This window comes from Mucilaginibacter sp. SG564, from assembly GCF_013149275.1.
GTDB lineage: Bacteria > Bacteroidota > Bacteroidia > Sphingobacteriales > Sphingobacteriaceae > Mucilaginibacter.
Window position 1 is genome coordinate 22,712 of record NZ_JABGNA010000023.1, and the last position, 21,933, is coordinate 44,644.

Consider the following 21,933-nt stretch of genomic DNA (forward strand, 5'->3'; position numbering starts at 1 on the left):
GGTGTTATTAAAAAATTATGGCCGTAAAGCCTGCCTGCTGATATCGTATGCGGTGCAAACTGACTATACGTTTGATAGCAGCAAGTGCGCAAATATAAAAAAAACGCCACGAATGTGTTTAGCGATTACAGGAATATATAGTATCAGATGCTGACGAGTAACGCTATTATTACCCAACTTTAACATAAGGTGGGGGCAATTATCGAATTATTGAGTTAGTGAATTAGTGATTTCTTCTTCCCGCCAGCAGATGCTTTTGTCTGAACCATGATTTTTAGGATTAAAGGATTACCATGATTTCTTTTATTTTCTTTCCCCGTCAGCAGATAGGTCTATGTTAATTATTGAATTATCAAGTTATTGAATTAGTGAATTATTGATTTTCTTTCCCCGTCAGCAGATAAGCTTCGGGCGAAAGCGGGTAGAACGATGGTGGCCTGGTGTGGATGCGGGGCATAGCAAGTTTTTGCTGAAGCATAAGACCGTGCGAACGAAGTAGGGCAAAATAATTGCAGCCCTGGTTCTGACCGCTTTGCAGGGTAAAGGCCAGGAGCGCAAAGAAACATTTCTGCTGAAAGCCTTTTGGTTACTTTGTGGCTACAAAGTAAAGGCCCTCCCGCGGCCAAGAGCGGGTATACGCTATACAACGCGAAGAATAGATCCTTCGCTCCGCTCAGGATGACAAGTATCTTTTAAATATCGTGTCATGCAGAACTCCCTATTCCAGTATCGAATGAAAATCCCGTTCAAAATTTTCGCCGTAGATCACTTTATACTCCTTGCTGAAATTCTCGAATGTATTTTTGGCCAGCGAGTGTTTGCCCAGGAAGGATAGGGCCTTGCATTTCAGGATCATGGCATCCTCATTTACCGGGTCGAAGTAAAAAATATCGTTGGCCAGTTTGATCAGGAACTCGGCATCGTCGGCAATCTGAACCGAGTTTGCAAACTGGATGTAGGAGTCGATGATCTCGTTGGATACTTCTGACTTAAATGTATCCAGCCACTCGTACTCGATATTTGATAAAAAATTGCCCCGTTGCGTAATATGTGTAAGCTGGATGATCTTTTGCTTGTTGAGCTTGCTTTTGTTGGATACGATGTTGAGGTAATTATGATAATCAACCATGATCTGGTTGTAGTCGATCTCAATTTTCCAGTAGCCTGTATCTTTTGACAGGTGGCACTCCCCCATTTTATCCAGCAGGGATTTAAGCTTGGCAATATTTACCGAGCGATTGTTGCGGGCGCTTTTTTCCGATTTATCAAACCATAGGATCTCGTTCAGCTTTTCGGAGCTTACCCCCCTGCCCAGTTTTACCGAATACAACAAGATAACCAAAAACAGCTCTTTAAGCAGCGGCGTAAAATACTTAGTGATCTCGTGGCCCTCGGGTGTAAACAGCTGCAGATCGCCAAATAAAAATATCGCGTTCTTGTTACTGTTTAGCTTGTTGTCATGATCAGGTTCAATTGGCGGCTCCGTTTGTTCGGTATGATGCTGAACAGGAACTTCTGCCGCAGGCTGTGGTAATGACGGTTGTTGCCGGGTCTTCTTTTTACGACGGATAATTATTACCGTTGCCGCACCGATGCCAATTACAACCAGTCCGCTGATCCATAAAATATAGTTGATGCCTGCTTCGCTCAGTATCGGGTTATCCAAAGGCTCCGGCGGACTCAACAGCGAGTACACCTTAACTCGGGTTTGCTCCTTATCCTTAAAAAGCGTTACCGTTAAAAATTTATTACTGTGCGGGCAATAGTAAATATCGGCATAGGCACGGGCATCGTGAAATAAATAAGGGATGGTATCTCCCACAAATTGGTAGGAAGGTTTATCCAGCGAGCCCTTGATCAACTGCAGGTTGGAGTTAAATTTATGCTGCGGAAATATGAGCCCGTAATACGTTTTGGTTTTACTGTTGATGATGAGCGAATTGGCAAATGCAAAATCCTCGCTTTTAACATTGATGTTGAATAATTTCTTAAACGTTTTAGTCTTAACCGTAAACTGCATCATGTCATACAGATTTCGCGGGTTCACGATCTGCTGGCCCGATGCGCTGCCATAACCGCCTATCACATAAGCCGTATCGCCCGAGGCGCTGGTACCCAGACCTGCCATATAACGGGGCGTAAATACATCTCCGCTGGCCTTAATTTCCTGCCAGGTGTTGGTGTTTACGTTATAACGCTTCACACTATCCTTATAAACCAGTTGCCCGTAACCGCCTATGGTGTATATAGATGAGTCGGTTTTGCAGAAAAACTTGTTCAGATGCCCGGTATTGGTTTCCTGCGGCATGTTTTTAAAACTTTTATCCCATTGTCCGCTCTGGATGTTATACGTTGCCACTACCTTTTGATCAATAAAAAGATAATACAGCTTACCATTGCTAAACACGGTCTGATCTCCCGGGATCAGTTGTTGTCTGCCTATCTTGTATGCCTCGCTTTTCAATGGCGTTATTCTGTTAACGGAATACGAAAGCAATGAATCGGTGGTGATCACGTACACGGTTTCGGTAGCAGGGTCAAAAGCCAAACTGGCATCGCCAACAACGCTAAACTCTTTTTCCATCTGCCAGTTGCGGTGCCGCGCTTTGATCCACAACGGATTACTAACCCTGCCACTGTTCTGGTTCACTGTTTCGTGAACTACATCGCCCTGCCACTCGTTCAGCGGCCACCACGATAATAACTTATCTTGCTGCGTTATTTTTACATCGCGCAGCTTAAATGGCGGCAGATCGGTAGTTTGATATTGCCGGTAGGCATTGGCCCCAAACAATAATTTATAGTTTGTACTTGGCTTTAAGTGTACGCCCGCTTCGCTGTAAGAGACTTTGCCGGCAGATACGGTGAGCTTATCGTTCTTAAAATCGATAAAGATCCGGAGCTTGCTCCAGTTATTAAACAGTTCTTTATCATCAATATTGAAAGATATTTTGGAAAGCTTTTCGCCAATGATGATCTTGAAATGTTTGGTATTGTACTGGTTATCATACACCAGGTCGATGTTTTGCTTATCGTCGCCCACCAGGCGAAGCATATAACCAAAATAGATCTGCTGGTTGGGAATGAACGACAGATCAAAAGATACTTCGAGATTGTCTTTGGCCGCTACGTTGCTGATGCCCAGGTCTAAAGTGGTACGTTTATCCTGTACTACATCATGGCTATAAAAACCAAGCCCGTATGATTGCGCATGGACAGGCTGTATCAATAGTATATTTAAAAAAATAACCGAAATTATTCCCGAAACAAAAAATCTCATGTTGATCAGTACTTACTATTAGGACTTAAGTACCCGTATTGTATTTATAATCTGGCCAAAAAAATATTACGCTATTTAGCTGGCGGCAATGGCTAAATTACAATAAAAACAGTTTACATTCAAAGGTAAAGTGATTATATCGGGATTGATACGGGCGTGGGCTGATGCGGGTGGTTGATGCGTCCCTCCGCGCGTCATTTCAAGAGCTTCACCCAACCTTCTCCATCCCGACAGCTATCGGGAGAGAGGGCTTCAAAAATCTCCGGCCGTCGCTCGGCTCCCGCCGAGTGACGACTATTTGCAGGCCTCTGGCCCATGAATAAAACACGTATTGCTTTACCGCGGCCGGAGGCGGGGTAATAATGGTCACTCGGCAGGAGCCGAGCGCGGCGGAAAGTGGGTTTACATGGTTTACATTTTTTACGGTTAACAACATCTCCATTATTTAACAATCAGTTAATTGTGTAAAAATTAGATGAAATTATGTTAACCGACCTTTTCCGACTTTGAACCCGTTTGTATAGATCAGCTTTTTAAGCTCCCCCTCTTGAGGGTAATAGCCCATCATTAGACATTTGCTAAGAAAAGGGTGTCATGCTGAGCTCCGTCGAAGCATGGTGGGCAGGCCTCTGCGTTCTACCCTTCGACGGAGCTCAGGGTGACAGCCCCTTTTTTGAATATTTTCATCTTTTCTGTCATATGATGGGAATCGCACGGCCCTCCACTTTTTCTCTTTCCACCTTACGCTCGTCTGTAACGAGTCCTTAAATATGGATTAGCAATTATATCGGTCTCGTCTATTTCCTGGGGCGGTTGCTGCTGAATGAGTCCCTAAACATTTTCCAACCTTTCATCGTTTTTTTCCACAGCACCAGGAATTTTCCATTATCAAAGAGCCGGTGTTTGGCATCAAATGATCGCCACAATCCTTCTTCGGTAACAAATATCCCTCCATCGCCATAAACGGCGGTGGTTATAAACTGGCCATCGCGCAGGCCAAACTGCTCATAGGCCATTTTGAAAAAACGGCGTGCTCCTGCTGTGCCTTGTAGTGGTTCCATGTTGGGCGGCATGATCAGGCAGTCGTCTGCATACCGGTTAATAAAAATAGCCGGGGCGTTTTTTACAAACGCCTGAAAATATACCCGGTTGCTTGCTGCTATAGCCTTTTTAGCTTCAATTAAGCTTGATGATGTTTCGAATTTCGGGCTCTGAATGTGAAAACACATCATGAATATGGCCCATATGGGCATGGCGCTTAAATGCTGTTTCATTTCTGTTTTGAATTAATTTATTGTTCTGTTAAATAATCTAATTCAAAAATAGGGAGCCCCGAATCAGATAAATTGTACAAAACGGAAGGGCCCCGGCAGAGGTGGAATTTTTAATCCTTAGCGTAATTGCAGCAATTAGCTCTGCTTTTTAAACAAGCAGATTGTAAAGCAAGCTATCAAATGCCAAAATGTTAATTCTTGATGCCTCTTAACATATTTTGAGCTTTTTATTTACCTTCATATTTCCATTTATATTAACTGAAGCATGAGAAAGGCGCTTTTAACATTAGTACTGTTATTTGTTTTTTTAATAACATATTCCCAAAGCCTTACTCCCCGGCAATTATACCCGGGTTTGTTTGAGGCGGTACAGCTTGCCGATATATTTCCTGACAATAAGGTATTGGACAGCCCCATGGCCGGAGCCCGGATCAGTACCAGTATTCGTGTTTTTGATGCCAGCGGGAAGCTAATGGAGAAGTATAATGTGCTGGATACCGGATCAAAGGCCGGAGGGGACGAATATCCGCTGCAGGACGGTTTTGGGGTGGACCATCAGCCTGCTGCTCAATTTGCTAAATCATTACCAGGTTAATCAGTTGTAACAGTTTTTAAACAATTATCCTTTTTTATGCTGTTGTAAGTAAATTACAATGCCAGTTTTCAAAACAAATTTAAGCTATTGCAGTACACCATATCAGTTAATCGATTTACTATGAGAGTTTATTTACTTATTTTATTTCTTGTTCTTTTTGCACCTGCCGCCACGTTCGCATCGGCAAAAACAGATAGTCTGCTGGCTGTGCTCAAGATGGAGCTTACAAGAAAAAAAAATTACGACGATAAAAAAGAGGCTGACATACAAAATCTCAGAACAGCATTAGCCGCCACCCCTTTAACTGATCCAAACACCAGGTACAGGCTGTGCAACAAAATATACGAAGAATTTAAGGTTTACCAGTTCGATTCGGCTTTTGTTTATATTCATAAAATGCAGGATATCAGCGATGTGCTGAAGGATGCGCCCAAACAAAATGATTGCAAAATGAAGCTGGGTTTCATCTTGCTTTCGGCGGGGATGTTTAAAGAGGCTTTTGATTGTTTTAATGGTATCAATGTGAAATTATTAAATAACGATGGCAAAATTGAATATTACTCGCTCAAAGCCAGGGCACACTCAGACCTGGCCGATTATGACGATAACGCGTTTTACAGCCAGTATAATAACTCGCTGTCACTCAAATACCTCGATTCAACCATTGCGGCTTGTACACCGAATTCATACGAGTGGTTAAGGCACCATGGTGATAAACAGGTGAGGCTTGGCGACACAAAAAAGCCATCGGTATATTATAGCCGGTTGTTTTACCATATGCCATTAACCACGCATCAGAAGGCTATGATAGCTACTGCTTTGAGCAATTTTTACCGCGACCCTTCGCAAATAGAAGAGCGTACCAATTTGCTCATCATTGGTGTTATCAATGATATCCGCTCATCAACCAAAGAAACCGTTGCCAGCTTTGAATTGGGTAGTTTACTGTACCGTACCGGTAACATCATCGATGGCTACACCTTTGTTGATCAGGCCATGAACGATGCGGAGTATTATGGCGCCCGGCTCCGTAAAATAAAGATAGGGGCCGTATTACCCGTAGTAGCCGCTCAAAAACTGGTTTTAATGGAGAAGGAGAAAAATAAATTCCTGGTATACCTCTTATCTATTACCGCGGTTTCGCTTTTAGTGCTGATGGTGGCGTTTATCATATTTAACCAGCTCAAGCGCTTAAAAGCAAAAGAAAAGATCATCGAAGAAAAAAATCAGCAGCTGGAAAGTATTAACGACAAGCTGGTTGAGGATACGCACATTAAGGAGGAGTATATCGGCTACTTTTTTAATGTAATATCGGGCTACATCTTAAAGCTCGAAAAATTGAAAAGAAATATTGACAGAAAGTTGCTGGCCAGAAAATATGACGATATACAACTGGCTGTTAATGAAATAAATATTAAAAAAGAACGCGAATTATTATTTTATACTTTCGATCATATTTTTTTAAAAATATTCCCCAATTTTATTACTGTTTTTAACTCCCTTTTTAAACAGGAAGACCAGATATGGCCCCGCGACCATGAGGTGCTGAATACCGACCTCCGGATATTCGCGCTGATACGCATGGGAATTACCGATAATGAAACTATTGCCACTATTTTGGAATATTCTGTAAACACCATTTACGTATATAAAATGCGCATAAAAGCAAAATCCATACTTCCCGGCGATCAGTTCGATCAAAAAATAATGGCTATTAAAGCGGTAGATGTATTAAACAAAGCATAGGGTGTAAATGGCCTGCTTAAGTATAAAATAAGTGTAAAACAGGCTTAAAAGCACTTAAATTTTATTTATACTTTTTGAAGTGCTTTCTTTTTTAATACACTTATTATCAATTGATTATGTTTAAAAAAAGCCATATATTTTTATATTTTACCAAAAAAAATAGGTAATCCCCGCAGTCGCATATTACTTTGTATGAGGTGATTTTATATCCTGTAAAATAGTTTAAATATTTTCATGATAAATGATCCTGTCCAGCGAATAAATATAAACCCATAATAAATTAAATTTTCATGTGCGTGGTTTTTAAACCACCGGTGTAGCAAAGGATAATAATCTTTTGCCATAAACAGATTAACTGCTTTTGCCGGTTGTTGGCATTAGGCATATATGTAATTTTTTGATTTTAAAATAACCTGAATATGAATAGAAAACTTACCAACGCCTGTAGCCCTCCGTAATGATTAATTATAATAAATTAATTGCCAGTTACTTAATATTTATTAGTACAAAATAACATTTATAGTTATTTTATATAATAAATTAATAGTTTACATTTATAACAAACCAATTAAACACTAAATCTAAATTTATGCAGCTAAAAAATTTACTTAAAGTAAGCTGTCTTGCCATTTTTTGCTTCTTTGCTGTGTCGGTAATGGCACAAAACAAAGTAATAACCGGCAAGGTTACAGACTCTCATGATGGTACATCTATGCCAGGTGTATCCGTTGTAGCCAAAGGCTCAACCATTGGTACCAATACTGGGCCAGATGGTAGTTTTAAACTTTCTATGCCAGCCGGCAATAATACCCTTGAGGTATCATTTATTGGCTATGCCAAGCAGGAAGTTGATATTACCGGTAAAACAAACGTGCACATTGCGCTTGTGGGTACCGCCACCGCATTAAGCGAGGTACAGATAGTGAGCGTGGGTTACGGATCGCAACGCAGAAAGGACGTAACCGGAGCTATTTCGAGCATCAGTGCCAAGGATTTTAACCAGGGCGAAGCCACCAACCCGCTATTACAATTGCAAGGCAAAGTACCGGGATTGGTAATTACCAATGCTGGCAGCGATCCGACAGGAACACCTACCGTGCGTTTACGCGGGCAAACTTCTATCACCGGGAACCAGAACCCACTGGTTGTTCTGGATGGTGTTTTGCTTGATGATCCTAACCAGCTCAGAAACATCCCTCCCGGCGATATCGCATCTGTGGATGTTCTGAAAGACGCCTCGGCAGCATCTATATATGGTGCACGTGGTGCAAATGGGGTTTTATTGGTAACTACAAAAAAAGGCCGTGAAGGCGGCACCTCCATTAGCTATGATGGCTATGCCGGTGTTGATAAACAAAGCAAATATTATGATTTGTTAAACAGAGGCCAATTTTTAGATGCCATATCAAAACTGCCAAACGTTACTGTAAGCACTTATGATAAAGGCGGCAATACCGACTGGCAAAAAGCTGTAACACGCACTGCCTATACCAATAGCCATGCTGTAGCCATTTCGGGCGGATCAAAGAACTTTAACTACAGGGGGTCGGTATCGTACCTGAACCAGCAGGGTGTTGCGATCAATAACGATAAGAATATGCTGGGCCTGCGCTTTAGCGCTCAGCAAAAAGCGCTGGATAATAAGCTGGAGATTAATATGGGTATTACTTATTCGAGGATAAAGCAGAATTATAATAATATAAATTATGATTACGTGTTTAATACCCCGCCAACTTATCCTGTGTATAATGCTGATGGATCCTATTATGCTTACTCTTTAGATTATAACGGGCACAATCCGGTTCAGCATGCGGCGTTAACCTTAAATAACTCTTATGAAAACCTGGCCATACTTTATGCCACGGCCGATTATAACATCATCCCCAGCTTGAAGATAGGGGTAATGGGTGCTACCAACCCGGATCATACGCAGAATAACAAATTTAACCCGGCTTTCCCTACAGAGGGGAATATCAACAACGCTAAAGCCGAGAGTTATGATGCCAATTCTTATAAAACCAACATTCACATCAATTATGATAAAACTTTCGGAAAGCACTCCGTATCAGCAACTGGTGTTTATGAGTATAATGATTATTTTACCAATAATTTTACCGCTTATGGCGAGAACTACCTTGTGCCGGAAAACCTGAATAATAACCTGCAAGGTGGCAACCCTCAAAAATCGGCGATAACATCAAACAAAACGGAGTATAAATTAATTTCGTTTCTGGCGAGGGTACAGTATAATTACGATTCACGTTTTTACGCGACAGCCTCTATCCGTCGAGACGGGTCGAACAAATTCGGGGCAAACCATGAATGGGGTTATTTCCCGGCTATGGATGTGGCTTACCGTTTAAAAAGAGATCTGTTAAAGGATGTGGAGTGGATAGACGATTTGAAAATAAGGGCCGGTTATGGTGTTACCGGTAACTCAGATGCTATTGGGCCGTATAGCGCCATAGGTTTGTATGGTACAGGAAACACTTATTATGATCCATCCGATAAAACTTTCCCATATAAGCCATCCTATCAGCCTTCACAAAACCCTAACCCCGATTTGAAATGGGAAAAACGCCAGGGTACAAACGTTGGTATTAATTTCTCCTTGTTCAACAACAGGCTTTCTGGTGATATTGACTACTATAACGATAAAACTAAGGACCTGCTTTATCTTTATCACGTGCCAACACCTCCGTTCCTGTACAGCACCATTCTGGCAAACGTGGGTAACCTAAGCAACAAGGGGGTAGATATTGGTTTAACCGGACAACCCATAGTAGGAAAAGACTTCAACTGGACCATAGGGGGAAATATCACTTTTGTGAAAACCAGGATCACCAAATTATCCGGAACATATAATGGGTTTAATCTGGCGGTAGATCAGATACCATTGGGTAACGCGCTGGGCCGTGGTTTATCATCTACACCTATTACTTATCTGAAACCGGGCTATGCTCCATTTGTATTTTATTTGCCTCATTACACAGGTGTTGATGCAAACGGCAATGAATTATTTGACGGCCAAACTGTTGATAAATATCCTGGTGGCATTCCCCCAAGCCATTATATCGATCCCTCTCCTAAATTTAATTATGGGATAACAAATACCTTTAATTATGGTAACTGGAGCTTTAACTTTTTCCTGAGAGGTGTTTACGGACAAAAAGCATTTAACAATACCTTATTGCAATTTGAAACCGTTACCCGCTTACCTGGCAATAACACTACCCGAGATGCACTCACCAATGGCGTAAAAAGCGCGCCTACAGCATCAGACAGATGGCTTCAGGGTGCATCATATTTACGACTGGACAACGCTGCATTGGGCTATACATTTAATAAAATTAAGGGCATCAGTTCATTACGGGTTTACCTGGCTACAAACAACTTGTTTGTTATTACAAAATACAAGGGTATCGATCCTGAGATTGCTAACGCGATTTCATATACCCCTGATCCAAGCAATGTTACGCCTCAGAATCAATCGTATATTGACAATAATCCATATCCAAAAACAAGATCATTTGTAATTGGCGCTAATTTTTCATTAAAGTAGTCAATATTTATAACTGATAAATTATTAAAGACATGAAAAAAGGAATAAATATAAAGCATATAGGCGCGATGCTATGTTTGGCTATGCTTACCCAGGCTTGCACCAAGTTGGATAAAAATGTTTACAGCAATGCTACAGAAAACAATTTTCCAAAAACTCCGGCCCAGGTTACCGCAGTTGTGGCCAGTGCTTACAACGCCATGACCTCGATAGGTAACGATGGAAATACTTTTGTACTCAATGAGGTTACCACCGATGAAATGGTTGTTCCGACAAGAGGTAACGACTGGTATGATGGTGGTAAATGGCAATCATACTGGACACATAACATTAAGGTAGACGACAATACTGTTAATGGTGCATGGGGAGATATTAGCAGTGGTATTACCAAATGTAATTTTGTACTCAACCTGCTGGCCAGCCAATCTGGTGTTTCACCAGCAACCATAGCCGAAGTGAAAGTTTTGAGAGCTTATTACTTTTTGAAGTTTATAGATATGTTTGGTAGTGTACCATTGGTAACAGATTATAATACCGACCCTTCAAAAGTTAAGCAGGCTACACGCGCCGACGTTTACGCGTTTATTGAAAGCGAATTAACAACCAATGCTCCATTGTTATCAACCAAAGGTCAATCAAAAGATGCCAGTACTTATGGTCATTTGAATCAGTGGGGTGCCTATATGATATTAGCTAAATTATATATGAACGCGCAGGTATATACCGGTACCCCGCAATGGGCTAAGGCCGCTGCCGCTGCCGATAAGGTTATACAATCGGGCCAATATAGCTTACAGCCTATTATGCTGGATAATTTTGCCGTAGTTAATGATGGTTCTGTCGAAAATATATTTGTGGTGCCTTTTGACAATACCTATATCAAAGGTTTTAGCATCGAAATGAATACGCTGAATTATGTTAATAATTTAACCTTTGGGTTAACGGGACAGCCTTATAATGGCTGGTGTACGCCAACGGCATTCTTCAGATCATTTACTGACCAGGATGCCCGTAAAAAAATGTGGCTTATCGGTCAGCAATATAGCTCAACCGGCCAACCGTTAGTAGATGTTAAAACTAACCTTTCGGTAGTTCTGAGCCCATACGTATTACAATTAAGCAACCCTGCAGATACTTTCAGGTATGCGGGAGCCCGGAGTATTAAATATTATCCACAGGCCGGAACTGCTGGTGATATGAGTAACGACGGTGTTATTTTCCGTTTATCTGATGCTTACCTGATGAAGGCCGAAGCTGAAATAAGAGCGGGGGCACCTGGCGATGCGCTTACTTTGGTTAATGCTATCAGAACAAGATCGGGTGTGCCTGTTTGGAGCGCGAGCGACTTAACATTACCAAATTTACTGGCCGAACGTGGCCGTGAATTTGCCTGGGAAGGATGGCGCAGGAATGACCTGATCCGTTTTGAAGTAGCGGACGGTGTTAAATATTATACTGGTCCGAGGGTGCCCGAAAAAGTACAGGACGCGGCAGATAATCATACCCTGATTTTGCCGATTCCGTCACAACAAAAAATTTCTAACCCGAACCTGAACCAAAATCCGGGTTATTAATAAATTCATTTGATTTATACTAATTGGACAATGGAACAGCTAAAAACTGTTCCATTGTTTTTATAAAAGATTCCGGACAGAATTGCATACAAGCTCAGATCGTATTGTAGAATAATTGATATGAATAAAATATACCTATTACTAACCGGTTTCTGTTGTTTGAGCGTGATATCAAAGGCCCAGGACTCCTGGAAAATAAAAGCCGATAAGATAGACCCAGCCAATTACTATGGCATTACGGTAGCTAATGGCATGATTGGTATTGTATCGTCGCCGGAGCCGTTTAAGGTGAAAAATGTGGTGCTTGCTGGTGCGTATGATCTGTATGGTCGCGGCCGGGTAAGTAATTTTCTGAACAGTTTTAACCTGTTGAACAGCTACCTGGAAATAAACGGCAAACGGGTGGAGGCTAAAAACATCCGCAATTTTAAGCAGGAGTTGGATATGCAGCATGCTGCCTTTACCACCACATTTGATTATGGCGATGCCGCATCGGTTAAATACACTTATTATTCCTTAAGGCAGCTGCCTTTTACTGTGTTGATGGATATCAGTATCACCGCTAAAAAAGCTATCAATATCACCGCTGCCAGCGTGATGGAAGCACCGGATGCTTTGAAAGATGTTCAGAATTATTATAACGAGATAGACAGGCCGCATGTAACCATCAGCCTGCTCACATCAACGGCTAAAAGCCCCACAGGAAAGTTGCAACTTTGCGCTTCTAATACCTTTTTATTTAACGAACAGCATGGCCAGGAACCAAGGGTGATCCACGAGATGTGGGATAATAACATGCACCTGATGAAGTTTAGCAAAAGCATTGCTGGGGGGCAAACATATCAGTATGCTTTGGCGGGCTCGTCCATTACCTCAGCGCACGATGCCGACCCATTGAACCAGGCCGAGCGCCTCACCATGTTTGCCAAACTGGAAGGCCGGGAGCGATTAGTAAAATATCATGAACAAGCCTGGGAAGAGCTCTGGAAAAGCGACATTAAAATTGAAGGTGACTTGCAGGCTCAGCAGGATGTGCACAGTATGTTGTACCATCTGTACTCATTCTCGCGTGCGGGTGCGGCCTATTCGCCATCGCCCATGGGCTTATCTGGCTTAGGCTATAATGGTCACGTTTTTTGGGATGCCGACCTGTGGATGTATCCGGCGCTGCTGGTAATGCATCCTGATATCGCAAAGTCGCTGGTGGAGTACCGTTTTCAGCGATTGGCTGCCGCCAAACAGAATGCCTTTTCGCACGGTTACAAGGGAGCTATGTTCCCCTGGGAAAGCGCCGATAGCGGCGTAGAAGAAACCCCGGTTTGGGCCCTGAGTGGTCCCTTTGAACACCATATTACTGCCGATGTAGCACTGGCCGCCTGGAATTACTATTGTGTTACACAGGACAAGCAATGGCTGCAGGAAAAAGGGTGGCCGATCCTCTCGGCTACGGCCGATTTCTGGGCGAGCCGTGTAGAGCGTAATGGCGAAGGTCACTATGATATTAAAGATGTGGTGGCCGCTGATGAATGGGCCGAAAACGTAGATAACAACGCCTATACCAATGCCGCTGCCAAAGCCAACCTGCAGGCCGCCACGGCAGCTGCAAAAATATTGGGCATCACCGCCGATCAGGATTGGCAGCAAGTAGAAAGGAATATCCCGGTGCTGCAATTTGCTGATGGGGTTACCAAAGAGTTTGCCAGCTACAAAGGCGAAGGCATTAAACAGGCCGATGTAAACCTGCTGGCCTATCCACTGAAAACCATAACCGATCCGGCGCAGATTAAAAAAGATCTGGAATATTACGAAACCCGCGTACCTAACGAAGGCACACCCGCCATGACGCAAGGTATATTTACCTTACTGTACGCCCGCTTAGGCAATGGCGATAAGGCCTATCATTTTTTCAAGGATGCTTATGAGCCCAATCTGCTACCACCATTCAGGGTGATTGCCGAAACCAAGGGTGGCACCAATCCTTATTTCGCAACGGGAGCGGGTGGCATTATCCAGAGTTTACTGATGGGTTTTGGCGGCCTGGATATTACGCCCGATGGTATTGTGCAGCTCAAAAGCAAACTGCCCAAAAACTGGAAATCGTTAACCATTACCGGGGTGGGTATGGATAAAAAAACATATGTAGTAAAGTGATTCGGAAGAAATAAAATTTGTCATTTCGAACGAGGCACGAGGAGAAATCTTCTGCGATTGGAAGTAGAAACTTTGCATTATGCAGAAGATTTCTCTTTCGCACAACGCTCATCCCCATCCATGCTCTATCGAAATGACAAATTTTATAGTATTACGCTCTTGCGAACGCTTGCTTGGTCAGGTCTATTTGCCGCATAAGAGATTATTAAAAGCGAAGAACTTTATGATCAATCTTTTTGTTTGCTATCTTGAACCTTGATTCTAATATCTTGACTCTTACCATCTATGAAACTGAATTTTATTGTCATTTCATGTCTCGCCGCCACCCTTACTCTGAGTAGCTGTCAAAGCAATCAGAAAAAAGTCGCAGTTACGGTTGATACTACTAATAACTGGGCCATTTTACCTTTTACCAAACTGGATAGTGTTAACCCTGTTTTGGGCCCCGGCCGGGGCAATTTTATCGATCCGATACTAAAAACCAAGGTTTTATGGGAATCAAAAGATGTGTTTAACCCGGCTATCGTGAACCGTGGCGGCAAGATCTGGATGCTTTACCGGGCGCAGGACAGTACAGGCAAACCAGCGGGTACATCGCGCATTGGTTTAGCCGTGAGTACCGACGCCACACATTTTGTGCGCAAGCCAACGCCTGTATTATATCCCGATAAGGACGACTACCAAAAACTGGAATGGCAGGGCGGCTGCGAAGATCCCCGTGTGGTGGAAGACGGCCGCGGTACTTATTACATGACCTATACCGCCTTCGATGGTACTACCGCGCGGCTACTGATAGCTACCTCCACCGATCTCATTCACTGGAAAAAGCATGGCAGCGTGTTTGCCAAAGCCGATACAGGTAAATATGCCGTTAAATGGAGCAAGTCAGGTTCTATCGTATCTACCTATAAGAAAAACGGTAAGGTAATAGCCACCAAAATTAATGGCAAGTATTGGATGTATTGGGGTGATACCCAGATCTGGACGGCTACTTCAACCGATCTGATCAACTGGATGCCTGTAAAAATGCAAGCCGGCGAAAAGCCTCCGGTAAAATTACGGTCGCAGGCACTTAACATGCCCGAACTCAAAATAGCCCTGCCCACCCGCGAAGGTAAATTCGACAGTGATTTGGTGGAACCTGGTCCGCCGGCTATACTGACGGATAGAGGTATTGTGCTCATCTATAACAGCCGTAATGTGCCATCCTTCGGCGACTTATTACTGGCCGAGGGTACCTATACCGCCTCGCAGGCTTTGTTTGATAAGAATGATCCTACCAAACTGCTCAAACGCCTGGATCATTATTTTATGAAACCCGAAAAATCCTACGAGCGTTCGGGACAGGTGAACCAGGTTTGCTTTGTAGAGGGTTTGGCTATATTTGACAATCATTGGTACCTGTACTATGGTACCGCCGATTCAAAAATAGCAGTGGCCACGAGCGCTGTAAAATAATATGAAAACATTAGCCGATCTGTTACTCCTGGGCGATCCCAGGTTATATGAAAAATGCGAACCCGTTTTGCAAACCGAACTTCCTTTAGTACCCGGCTGGGTAGTCGATATGGATAATGTGATGCGGGAGATCCGTACTAAATACAATTTTGGCCGGGCGATAGCCGCCCCGCAGCTGGGCATCATGAAAAGGCTGATCTATATGAATATCGACCAGCCTACCGTTTTCATCAATCCTGAATTTACCTGGCTAAGCGACGAAAAGTTTGAGCTCTGGGATGATTGCATGAGCTTTCCTAATCTGCTGGTAAAAGTGTCGCGCCACAAAAAACTCACCATCAACTATCTCGACGAAAACTGGCAACCGCAGGAATGGCACATGGAAGATGCCCTGGCCGAGCTGCTGCAGCACGAGTATGATCACCTGGAAGGTATCCTTTGTATCAGCCGTGCCGTTGATCCCCAGGCATTCAAATGGCGGCTCTGAGGATGGGATTAATGCGCTTGTCGAAGTCCTAAAAGGCCCTTTCGCAGTCGCTCGGCTCCTGCCGAGTGACGACTATCCGCAGGCCTCTGGCCTGCGATTCAAACATGACCACTCTTGTTTTTTTACAGCGGCCGGAGGCCGGGTAATAATGGTCACTCGGCTGGAGCCGTGCGACTGCAGCGAGGCAACATAAAACCCTAATTCGCCTTCTTCAACACATCCTGTATATCCCTGATGGCCCAGTGATCGGTGTATACACCGTCTTTTAAATAAATAATATCCATAGTAGGTATCACCACTTGTTTGCCGCTGCCTTTTATCCCCATAAATTCACCAAGATGGGTGCCGTGTAGTATTTTGTGGGTAAATACTTTATTGCCCTCGGCTACCATGTTTTTGATCTCTATCCGAAGATCAGGGAAAGCTTTTTTAACCACCTGGTCCACAAAATCAAAAGTGGCCTGGAAGCCATTGTCGGCGCCTGCCGGCGCGGTGTGGTTTATAAAATGGGGGCTTACAATTTCCTGGTAAACGTTAAAATTGCCTTGCTCTAAAACCTCGTGGTTAAAACGGGTTACTACTGCTTTGTTTAATTCCTGTTCTGTCATGTTTTATCTTTTACGTAGGGGCAAAATTACCGGGTATGGCTTAACGCCGATGGTACAAAACAGTGCATTAACGGTAAATTTCAAGGATGGCTCTGCGATACTCTGTCGGGGTTAAATTTTCCAGGCGTTTAAAAAAACGATTAAAGTAGGCATCGTCCTCGAAGCCCAGTTCAAAAGCAATTTCCTTAACGGAGTGCTCCGTATGAAAAAGCAGTCGTTTGGCTTCAATCATCAATCGTTCATGAATATGCCGAATGGGCGTTTTACCACTTTGGGCTTTCACAATGGCCGTTAGATGTCCTGTCGAAATATTTAGTAATTGAGCATAGGTGGCTACTTCATGCAATTGCAGGTAATGTTCTGCTATTAAGGCGGTAAACTGGCGGAGTAACTGTCGGTCGGTATTTTGTTCTGTGGCCATAAACTGCTGCTCATAAAGCCTGCTAAGATAAATGAGCAGATTATGCAGGTAAGCCTGCAAGGCGGCGTTTTTCCAGCTTTGGTGTTGATGCTGCTCCTCCAGCATCAGGGCAATGATGTGGCGGATAAAATCACGGTCGGCAGCCCGTAGTTTCAGCTCATGCCCATTTTGCGGGTTGGTAATGATAGGAAGGTCCCGGAACAGCCGGTTACTTTCCAGTTCGATAAATTCGCGGGTAAAACAAATATTTATGCCCATAAAGGGTTTAGCCTGCTCTTTGATATGAACCTGCTGCGGCGTAGAAAAGTAAAAACAATTAGGATCAAGCTGGTATAGGGTAGAGTCGACCCAGTGCTTCCCGTCGCCTTCATCAACCAGTCCCAACTGGTAATAATCCCGCCGGTGTGGTACCAGGAACATCGCCTTATGTTTGTTGAACTCTCCCTTGGCTTCAACCAGCTCAAACATGCCGTTACCTGCCGGAAACATTTCCTGGAAGGAGTATTGCGGTATGATATGATCTTTTGCAGATAGAGCCATAGTGCAAATTAAAGAATAACGAACATTATCACCAAAGGCCTGTCACCCTGAGCTTGTCGAAGGGCGTGTGCAGAGGCCTGCCCACCTGCTTCAACGGCGCTCAGCATGACGCCCATTTCTCTTATTCGTATCACCAATTATTTTTTCAAATAACGGTAAGGGTAAAAGCCTCTGCGCGTGTTGTATACATGATAAGGTTTAATTTTTAATTTGTGTGTGGCAGGATGCCCGACCCTAAAAAGCCGGGCTCCTGCTTTTTTATGCGCACAGTTAAATCCAGTCCGAAGTGTAAGCTATTTAGCGGTTGTATTTTTACATCAAATAATAATACAATATGAATAGCCAAGAAGTTATCTGTTTAAATTTTAATGAAATAAGACGCCGCAGCATCAAAGTATGGCTCGGCATACCCGAAGATAAATACGATTGGAAACCCGATGCGGAGGCAATGACCTGCATCGAAATTATCCGTCATATTATCGAAAGCCAGTATATTTATCAGCAGATTGTGATTAACCGGGGAGATCTGGGAGAGTTGATCACACCATGGCAGGATAAGCCATATACGAGCATTGCAGAGGAAATAGCATTTGCAGCACCTCATCATGCTGCTTTTTTAGAAGTGATACGCGGATTTTCAGAAAGAGAATTGGAAGAAATAGAGATTGTAAGGCCGAAGGCCAATCTACGACGTAAACTGGGCGATTATTTGCAAAGGATAGCCTATCACGAGGCTATACATACCGGGCAGTTGCTATCCTACCTGAGAACAATGAATGTTGACCGTCCCCAAATTTGGGACTAACCAAAAAAGTATGACTAACCTGAGTAGTTTTAAACAAGCGGCGGCGCTGTTTGGCGAACCAGCCCGTGCCGCCATGATCTGGGAACTGTTTGACGGCAAGCCCGTATCTGCCGGCGACCTGGCCATCGCGGCTAATATTACACCGCAGTCGGCCAGTAGTCATCTTAAAAAGCTGGTAGAGGCAGGGATACTCAAGGTGCAGAAACAGGGTAAGCACAAATATTTTGTATATGCCAATCCCGAGATAGCGGTGGCTGTAGAAACACTGAGTAATGTTTTTTCAAAACCAAAAGAGATCAATCTTAGCCATGCTCAGCGGGAGGTAAGGGCGGCACGTAGCTGTTACGATCACCTGGCGGGGTTGGCCGGGGTACAGGTAACCGAAGCACTGCTCAAAAAAGGATTGATAACTGATCACCCCGATCATCTCAAGGAGTTCAGCGTTACGCTCCAGGGCATCAGCTGGTTTAAAGAGTTGGATATAGATATTCCACAGTTAGCGGTTGCCAAAAGACCGCTTGCCCTGAAATGTATCGACTGGACCGAGAAAACCCCGCACCTGGCGGGCGGACTCGGCGCGGCCATGCTGCAATATTTTCTGAAGGAGGGCTGGTTCCGAAAAGTTTATCAAAAAAGAAGCTTGCTCATCACCTCCAAAGGCGAATTTGAACTGAAGCAGCGATTGAATATCGATTTAAAGGGGTAGCAGCTCCAGTTTCTTAATATGCTCCGCGGCATTGTTATTTTTCGGGTTTAGCTCCAGTGAATGTTTGTAATTTTTAAGGGCCAGCTCCCGTTCGTCCAAAGCCTCGTATGCCTCGGCCAGGCTGTCGTAAGTATTGGCGCTGCCGGGGTATAAACTTACATTGAGTTTAAACACTTCCGCCGCCTCCTTTTTTTTGTTCTCAGACATCAGTATATAGCCCAGGCTATTTAAATCATCTTCGGGTAGTTGATAGGCGGAATCTTTCTTCTTTTCTTTTGCTGCTATATCTATAGCGTGACTGTAGCCCCGTTTGGCCAGTTTGGCGCGTAAATCTTTAATGGCCTTGGGCGATTTAAATCCATAGTCGAGCCATTGGGCCTGCCACCAGGTTTGCTTGCCAAAAAATGTATTCAATATATCGGCGGTAATATTTAAGCCGTAAGGATTGTGAGTAAAATATACCAGGATCTCCTGCCGATCGGGAAAAGCGATAAAGAAACCTTTAAAGTCGCCATTATCGCCCCAGTGCCAGATGGATTTGCCCAGTTCATTTTGCTGTAAGCCTATGCCCAATCCCCAGTCAATATGTTGATTAGCGTCGATGATGAGATGGTCAAAGCGGTTTCCCGAGCTTGATTTTTCAAACATTAGCTGGCGGGTAGCCGGTTTTAAGCCCTGCCCGGCCAGTAAGGCCTGTAAAAAAAGTGCATAATCATGGGCGGTGGTGAGCAGGCTATAAGCCGCGTTAGCATTTTTATGCCGGGTGATAGCTTCGGGGTTATTGCCAAATGCCGACAGAGTATCAAATTTGCTTTCCCATACGTAACTGCTGTTGGTCATTTTAAAAGGGATGAATACCTCTTCCTGCACCAGGGTGTTTAGTGATTTACGCGTTAGTTTTTCGACTGCTTTTTGTAAAAAGACATAGCCTTCGCCCGAATAGGAGAAACAGCTGTCGGGCGTAAATAATAACCGGGCGCCTTTGTCGTCGCCCCAGTTAGGTAAGCCCGTGGTATGCCTTAATACCATCCTCGCGGTTATTTTGGCGTAGCGGGCATCTTTGGGGTCAAACCGTTCGTAGCTGCCGGTATAATGTAATAACGGCGTGTCCAGACTAATGATGCCCCTGTCATACAAGCGCATTACCGTATAGGCGAAAATGCATTTACTTAATGAGGCCGCCTCATAAATGGTATTGGAGCTTACTTTTTTATCCGATCCCTTATTTACTGTGCCGATGTTGTACGCCTGGGTTTGGTTGCCCTTAACATAAACCAGTTGCAGCCCCTGGATGCCATACTCATCGGCAAAGGATCTTATCTTTTTCTCCTGTGAAAATGCATGGGTGAAAGCCAGGAGTAAAATAACAGCACAGCTTATCTTTTTCATGTAATGAGGATTAGTAGGCGAACTAATTAAAAGACGCTGTAATCTCCAATTCGTTACAGATGATCTGGTGCAGATCAAATAAATTTTATATTCCGGTAGGGGTAAATTGACCCGGGAGTGTTTTAGTGAAAATAAACATCAGTAAAACCATGAATGATATAAGCCATTGCCAGCCAGATAGTTTTGGCGCGGTAAAGTACGAAAGCAATAACCCCTTGAAAATAATAGAAGATCATATAGACAGGGCCTTAAAGGCGCTTCATTTTAAACTGGTTGATGATTTGCCCATGATCATCTGGTATGTAACCAGCAGTCTGTAATTTATGGATATGAACACGATGGACAGGCTATTAACCAAATATATGCTGGGCGAAGCCAGGCTGACCGAGATAGAAACGATTGACAAATGGATAGCCGCCAGTAAGCAGAATTTAGAATATTTTACACAGTTTAAACTGGTATGGGAGATCTGCGAGCTGGTAAAACCCGAAAGCCAAATCGATATAGAAGAAGCCTGGGAAAAGTTTAAAAAGATGGCCAAAAGAGGCAAAGGCCCGGCCGCTATCATTAATATGATATTACAGATTGTAAAGGCCCCTGCGTTAATTAACTAAGCAATAGTTGCTTATAACCGGCGGTCTTCGGGGTTAATAAGCACATCATTAATACTGGCGTATCTTTTTTGCATCAGGCCATGCTCGTTAAACTCCCAGTTTTCGTTACCGTAGGCGCGGTACCATTGCCCGGCGGCATCGTGGTACTCATACTCAAAGCGTACGGCTATCCGGTTATCGGTAAAAGCCCAAAGTTCCTTTTTTAGTTTATAGTCAAGTTCTTTTTGCCACTTGGCAGTCAGGAATTTTACGATCTCGGCCCGGCCATTGATAAACTGCGAGCGGTTGCGCCATTCGCTGTCAATGGTGTAAGCTAAAGATACCCGTTCAGGGTCCTGACTGTTCCAGGCATCCTCGGCCAGCTGAACTTTTTGGGTTGCCGTTTCGAAGGTAAACGGTGGTAATGGTAGTTTTTGTTCCATGGTGAAACAAATATAAGCAGGCGAATACCAATCCTAATGGTATCATTTACTGATTGTATGGTGTGGATCGTTGAAAAGTCTTGTGGGAGAGTAGACTCACCCCGACATCGCTTCGCTCGCCACCCCTCTCTCCGCTTCGCACATAGAGGGGCTTTCTTTTTTCTTTACCCTCTTTGCGGCGAAGCCGGAGAGAGGGTGGTCCAGCAAAGCGTAGACCGGGTATTCTAGGTTTCTTATATTTCCAAATTTATTTTGCAAAAGCATTTTCTAAGCCGCTCTTGTATAGTTTTCAACATACATT

Annotated in this window: 17 protein-coding genes; 11 read left to right on the forward strand and 6 right to left on the reverse strand. The window is 43.6% G+C overall.

All coding sequences use genetic code 11. The features are described from left to right. Positions 1-718: 718 nt before the first annotated feature. Both FHW89_RS27915 and FHW89_RS27920 read right to left on the reverse strand, forming a co-directional pair. Positions 719-3,280, reverse strand: a complete 2,562-nt coding sequence (locus FHW89_RS27915) for a galactose oxidase (RefSeq protein ID WP_172338334.1) — start codon at positions 3,278-3,280, stop codon at positions 719-721. Between the two features lie 797 nt (positions 3,281-4,077). Continuing rightward, positions 4,078-4,554, reverse strand: a complete 477-nt coding sequence (locus FHW89_RS27920; RefSeq protein WP_216650711.1) for a DUF4440 domain-containing protein — start codon at positions 4,552-4,554, stop codon at positions 4,078-4,080. A 265-nt stretch (positions 4,555-4,819) separates the two neighbouring features. Here FHW89_RS27920 and FHW89_RS29075 point away from each other — a divergent pair, with 265 nt between their 5' ends. The 7 genes from FHW89_RS29075 to FHW89_RS27955 all read left to right on the forward strand — a co-directional run bounded on the left by FHW89_RS29075 (position 4,820) and on the right by FHW89_RS27955 (position 16,127). Continuing rightward, positions 4,820-5,149 (forward strand): trehalase family glycosidase, encoded by a 330-nt coding sequence (locus FHW89_RS29075; protein WP_305848685.1) that lies wholly within the window; start codon positions 4,820-4,822, stop codon positions 5,147-5,149. 120 nt (positions 5,150-5,269) lie between these two features. Beyond that, positions 5,270-6,895 (forward strand): DUF6377 domain-containing protein, encoded by a 1,626-nt coding sequence (locus FHW89_RS27930; RefSeq protein WP_172338335.1) that lies wholly within the window; start codon positions 5,270-5,272, stop codon positions 6,893-6,895. Between the two features lie 589 nt (positions 6,896-7,484). Next, positions 7,485-10,457: a SusC/RagA family TonB-linked outer membrane protein gene (locus tag FHW89_RS27935; protein WP_172338336.1), complete on the forward strand. Its 2,973-nt coding sequence runs from the start codon at positions 7,485-7,487 to the stop codon at positions 10,455-10,457. 32 nt (positions 10,458-10,489) lie between these two features. Further along, the gene (locus tag FHW89_RS27940; protein ID WP_172338337.1) at positions 10,490-12,031 is read left to right on the forward strand and encodes a RagB/SusD family nutrient uptake outer membrane protein; all 1,542 of its coding nucleotides are present in this window, start codon (positions 10,490-10,492) and stop codon (positions 12,029-12,031) included. A gap of 120 nt (positions 12,032-12,151) precedes the next feature. Further along, complete coding sequence (locus tag FHW89_RS27945; protein ID WP_172338338.1) at positions 12,152-14,182, forward strand: glycoside hydrolase family 65 protein; 2,031 nt, start codon at positions 12,152-12,154, stop codon at positions 14,180-14,182. Positions 14,183-14,467: 285 nt separating this feature from the next. Further along, positions 14,468-15,640 (forward strand): glycoside hydrolase family 130 protein, encoded by a 1,173-nt coding sequence (locus FHW89_RS27950; RefSeq protein ID WP_172338339.1) that lies wholly within the window; start codon positions 14,468-14,470, stop codon positions 15,638-15,640. A 1-nt stretch (position 15,641) separates the two neighbouring features. Next, positions 15,642-16,127: a peptide deformylase gene (locus tag FHW89_RS27955; RefSeq protein ID WP_172338340.1), complete on the forward strand. Its 486-nt coding sequence runs from the start codon at positions 15,642-15,644 to the stop codon at positions 16,125-16,127. Positions 16,128-16,324: 197 nt separating this feature from the next. Here FHW89_RS27955 and FHW89_RS27960 read toward each other — a convergent pair whose 3' ends face one another. Further along, entirely contained in the window at positions 16,325-16,735 is a 411-nt protein-coding gene (locus FHW89_RS27960) for an ester cyclase (protein WP_172338341.1), read from the reverse strand. Between the two features lie 67 nt (positions 16,736-16,802). Then, positions 16,803-17,696 carry a helix-turn-helix domain-containing protein gene (locus tag FHW89_RS27965; RefSeq protein ID WP_172338342.1) on the reverse strand — a complete coding sequence of 298 codons (894 nt, stop codon included), beginning with the start codon at positions 17,694-17,696 and terminating at the stop codon, positions 16,803-16,805. A 334-nt stretch (positions 17,697-18,030) separates the two neighbouring features. Between FHW89_RS27965 and FHW89_RS27970 the strand changes: the two genes are divergently transcribed. Both FHW89_RS27970 and FHW89_RS27975 read left to right on the forward strand, forming a co-directional pair. Next, positions 18,031-18,501 (forward strand): DinB family protein, encoded by a 471-nt coding sequence (locus tag FHW89_RS27970; protein WP_172338343.1) that lies wholly within the window; start codon positions 18,031-18,033, stop codon positions 18,499-18,501. 10 nt (positions 18,502-18,511) lie between these two features. Continuing rightward, positions 18,512-19,207 (forward strand): helix-turn-helix transcriptional regulator, encoded by a 696-nt coding sequence (locus FHW89_RS27975; protein ID WP_172338344.1) that lies wholly within the window; start codon positions 18,512-18,514, stop codon positions 19,205-19,207. Here the strand turns inward: FHW89_RS27975 and FHW89_RS27980 are convergent. Then, positions 19,196-20,596 carry a serine hydrolase domain-containing protein gene (locus tag FHW89_RS27980; protein WP_172338345.1) on the reverse strand — a complete coding sequence of 467 codons (1,401 nt, stop codon included), beginning with the start codon at positions 20,594-20,596 and terminating at the stop codon, positions 19,196-19,198. The genes FHW89_RS27975 and FHW89_RS27980 overlap by 12 nt on opposite strands. Before the next feature lie 149 nt (positions 20,597-20,745). On the opposite strand from FHW89_RS27980, the gene FHW89_RS27985 reads away from it, so the two are divergent. Next, positions 20,746-20,916 carry a hypothetical protein gene (locus FHW89_RS27985; protein ID WP_172338346.1) on the forward strand — a complete coding sequence of 57 codons (171 nt, stop codon included), beginning with the start codon at positions 20,746-20,748 and terminating at the stop codon, positions 20,914-20,916. 3 nt (positions 20,917-20,919) lie between these two features. Continuing rightward, positions 20,920-21,210 carry a hypothetical protein gene (locus FHW89_RS27990; RefSeq protein ID WP_172338347.1) on the forward strand — a complete coding sequence of 97 codons (291 nt, stop codon included), beginning with the start codon at positions 20,920-20,922 and terminating at the stop codon, positions 21,208-21,210. A gap of 11 nt (positions 21,211-21,221) precedes the next feature. Here FHW89_RS27990 and FHW89_RS27995 read toward each other — a convergent pair whose 3' ends face one another. Next, a complete protein-coding gene (locus FHW89_RS27995; protein WP_172338348.1) occupies positions 21,222-21,632 on the reverse strand; it encodes a nuclear transport factor 2 family protein in 411 nt (136 codons plus the stop codon). Positions 21,633-21,933: the final 301 nt, after the last annotated feature.

Bases quoted from the DNA above. Each gene is read 5' to 3' on its own strand.
- FHW89_RS27915 (WP_172338334.1), bottom strand. From the start codon at position 3,280: ATGAGATTTTTTGTTTCGGGAATAATTTCGGTTATTTTTTTAAATATA.
- FHW89_RS27920 (WP_216650711.1), bottom strand. From the start codon at position 4,554: ATGAAACAGCATTTAAGCGCCATGCCCATATGGGCCATATTCATGATG.
- FHW89_RS29075 (WP_305848685.1), top strand. From the start codon at position 4,820: ATGAGAAAGGCGCTTTTAACATTAGTACTGTTATTTGTTTTTTTAATA.
- FHW89_RS27930 (WP_172338335.1), top strand. From the start codon at position 5,270: ATGAGAGTTTATTTACTTATTTTATTTCTTGTTCTTTTTGCACCTGCC.
- FHW89_RS27935 (WP_172338336.1), top strand. From the start codon at position 7,485: ATGCAGCTAAAAAATTTACTTAAAGTAAGCTGTCTTGCCATTTTTTGC.
- FHW89_RS27940 (WP_172338337.1), top strand. From the start codon at position 10,490: ATGAAAAAAGGAATAAATATAAAGCATATAGGCGCGATGCTATGTTTG.
- FHW89_RS27945 (WP_172338338.1), top strand. From the start codon at position 12,152: ATGAATAAAATATACCTATTACTAACCGGTTTCTGTTGTTTGAGCGTG.
- FHW89_RS27950 (WP_172338339.1), top strand. From the start codon at position 14,468: ATGAAACTGAATTTTATTGTCATTTCATGTCTCGCCGCCACCCTTACT.
- FHW89_RS27955 (WP_172338340.1), top strand. From the start codon at position 15,642: ATGAAAACATTAGCCGATCTGTTACTCCTGGGCGATCCCAGGTTATAT.
- FHW89_RS27960 (WP_172338341.1), bottom strand. From the start codon at position 16,735: ATGACAGAACAGGAATTAAACAAAGCAGTAGTAACCCGTTTTAACCAC.
- FHW89_RS27965 (WP_172338342.1), bottom strand. From the start codon at position 17,696: ATGGCTCTATCTGCAAAAGATCATATCATACCGCAATACTCCTTCCAG.
- FHW89_RS27970 (WP_172338343.1), top strand. From the start codon at position 18,031: ATGAATAGCCAAGAAGTTATCTGTTTAAATTTTAATGAAATAAGACGC.
- FHW89_RS27975 (WP_172338344.1), top strand. From the start codon at position 18,512: ATGACTAACCTGAGTAGTTTTAAACAAGCGGCGGCGCTGTTTGGCGAA.
- FHW89_RS27980 (WP_172338345.1), bottom strand. From the start codon at position 20,596: ATGAAAAAGATAAGCTGTGCTGTTATTTTACTCCTGGCTTTCACCCAT.
- FHW89_RS27985 (WP_172338346.1), top strand. From the start codon at position 20,746: ATGAATGATATAAGCCATTGCCAGCCAGATAGTTTTGGCGCGGTAAAG.
- FHW89_RS27990 (WP_172338347.1), top strand. From the start codon at position 20,920: ATGGATATGAACACGATGGACAGGCTATTAACCAAATATATGCTGGGC.
- FHW89_RS27995 (WP_172338348.1), bottom strand. From the start codon at position 21,632: ATGGAACAAAAACTACCATTACCACCGTTTACCTTCGAAACGGCAACC.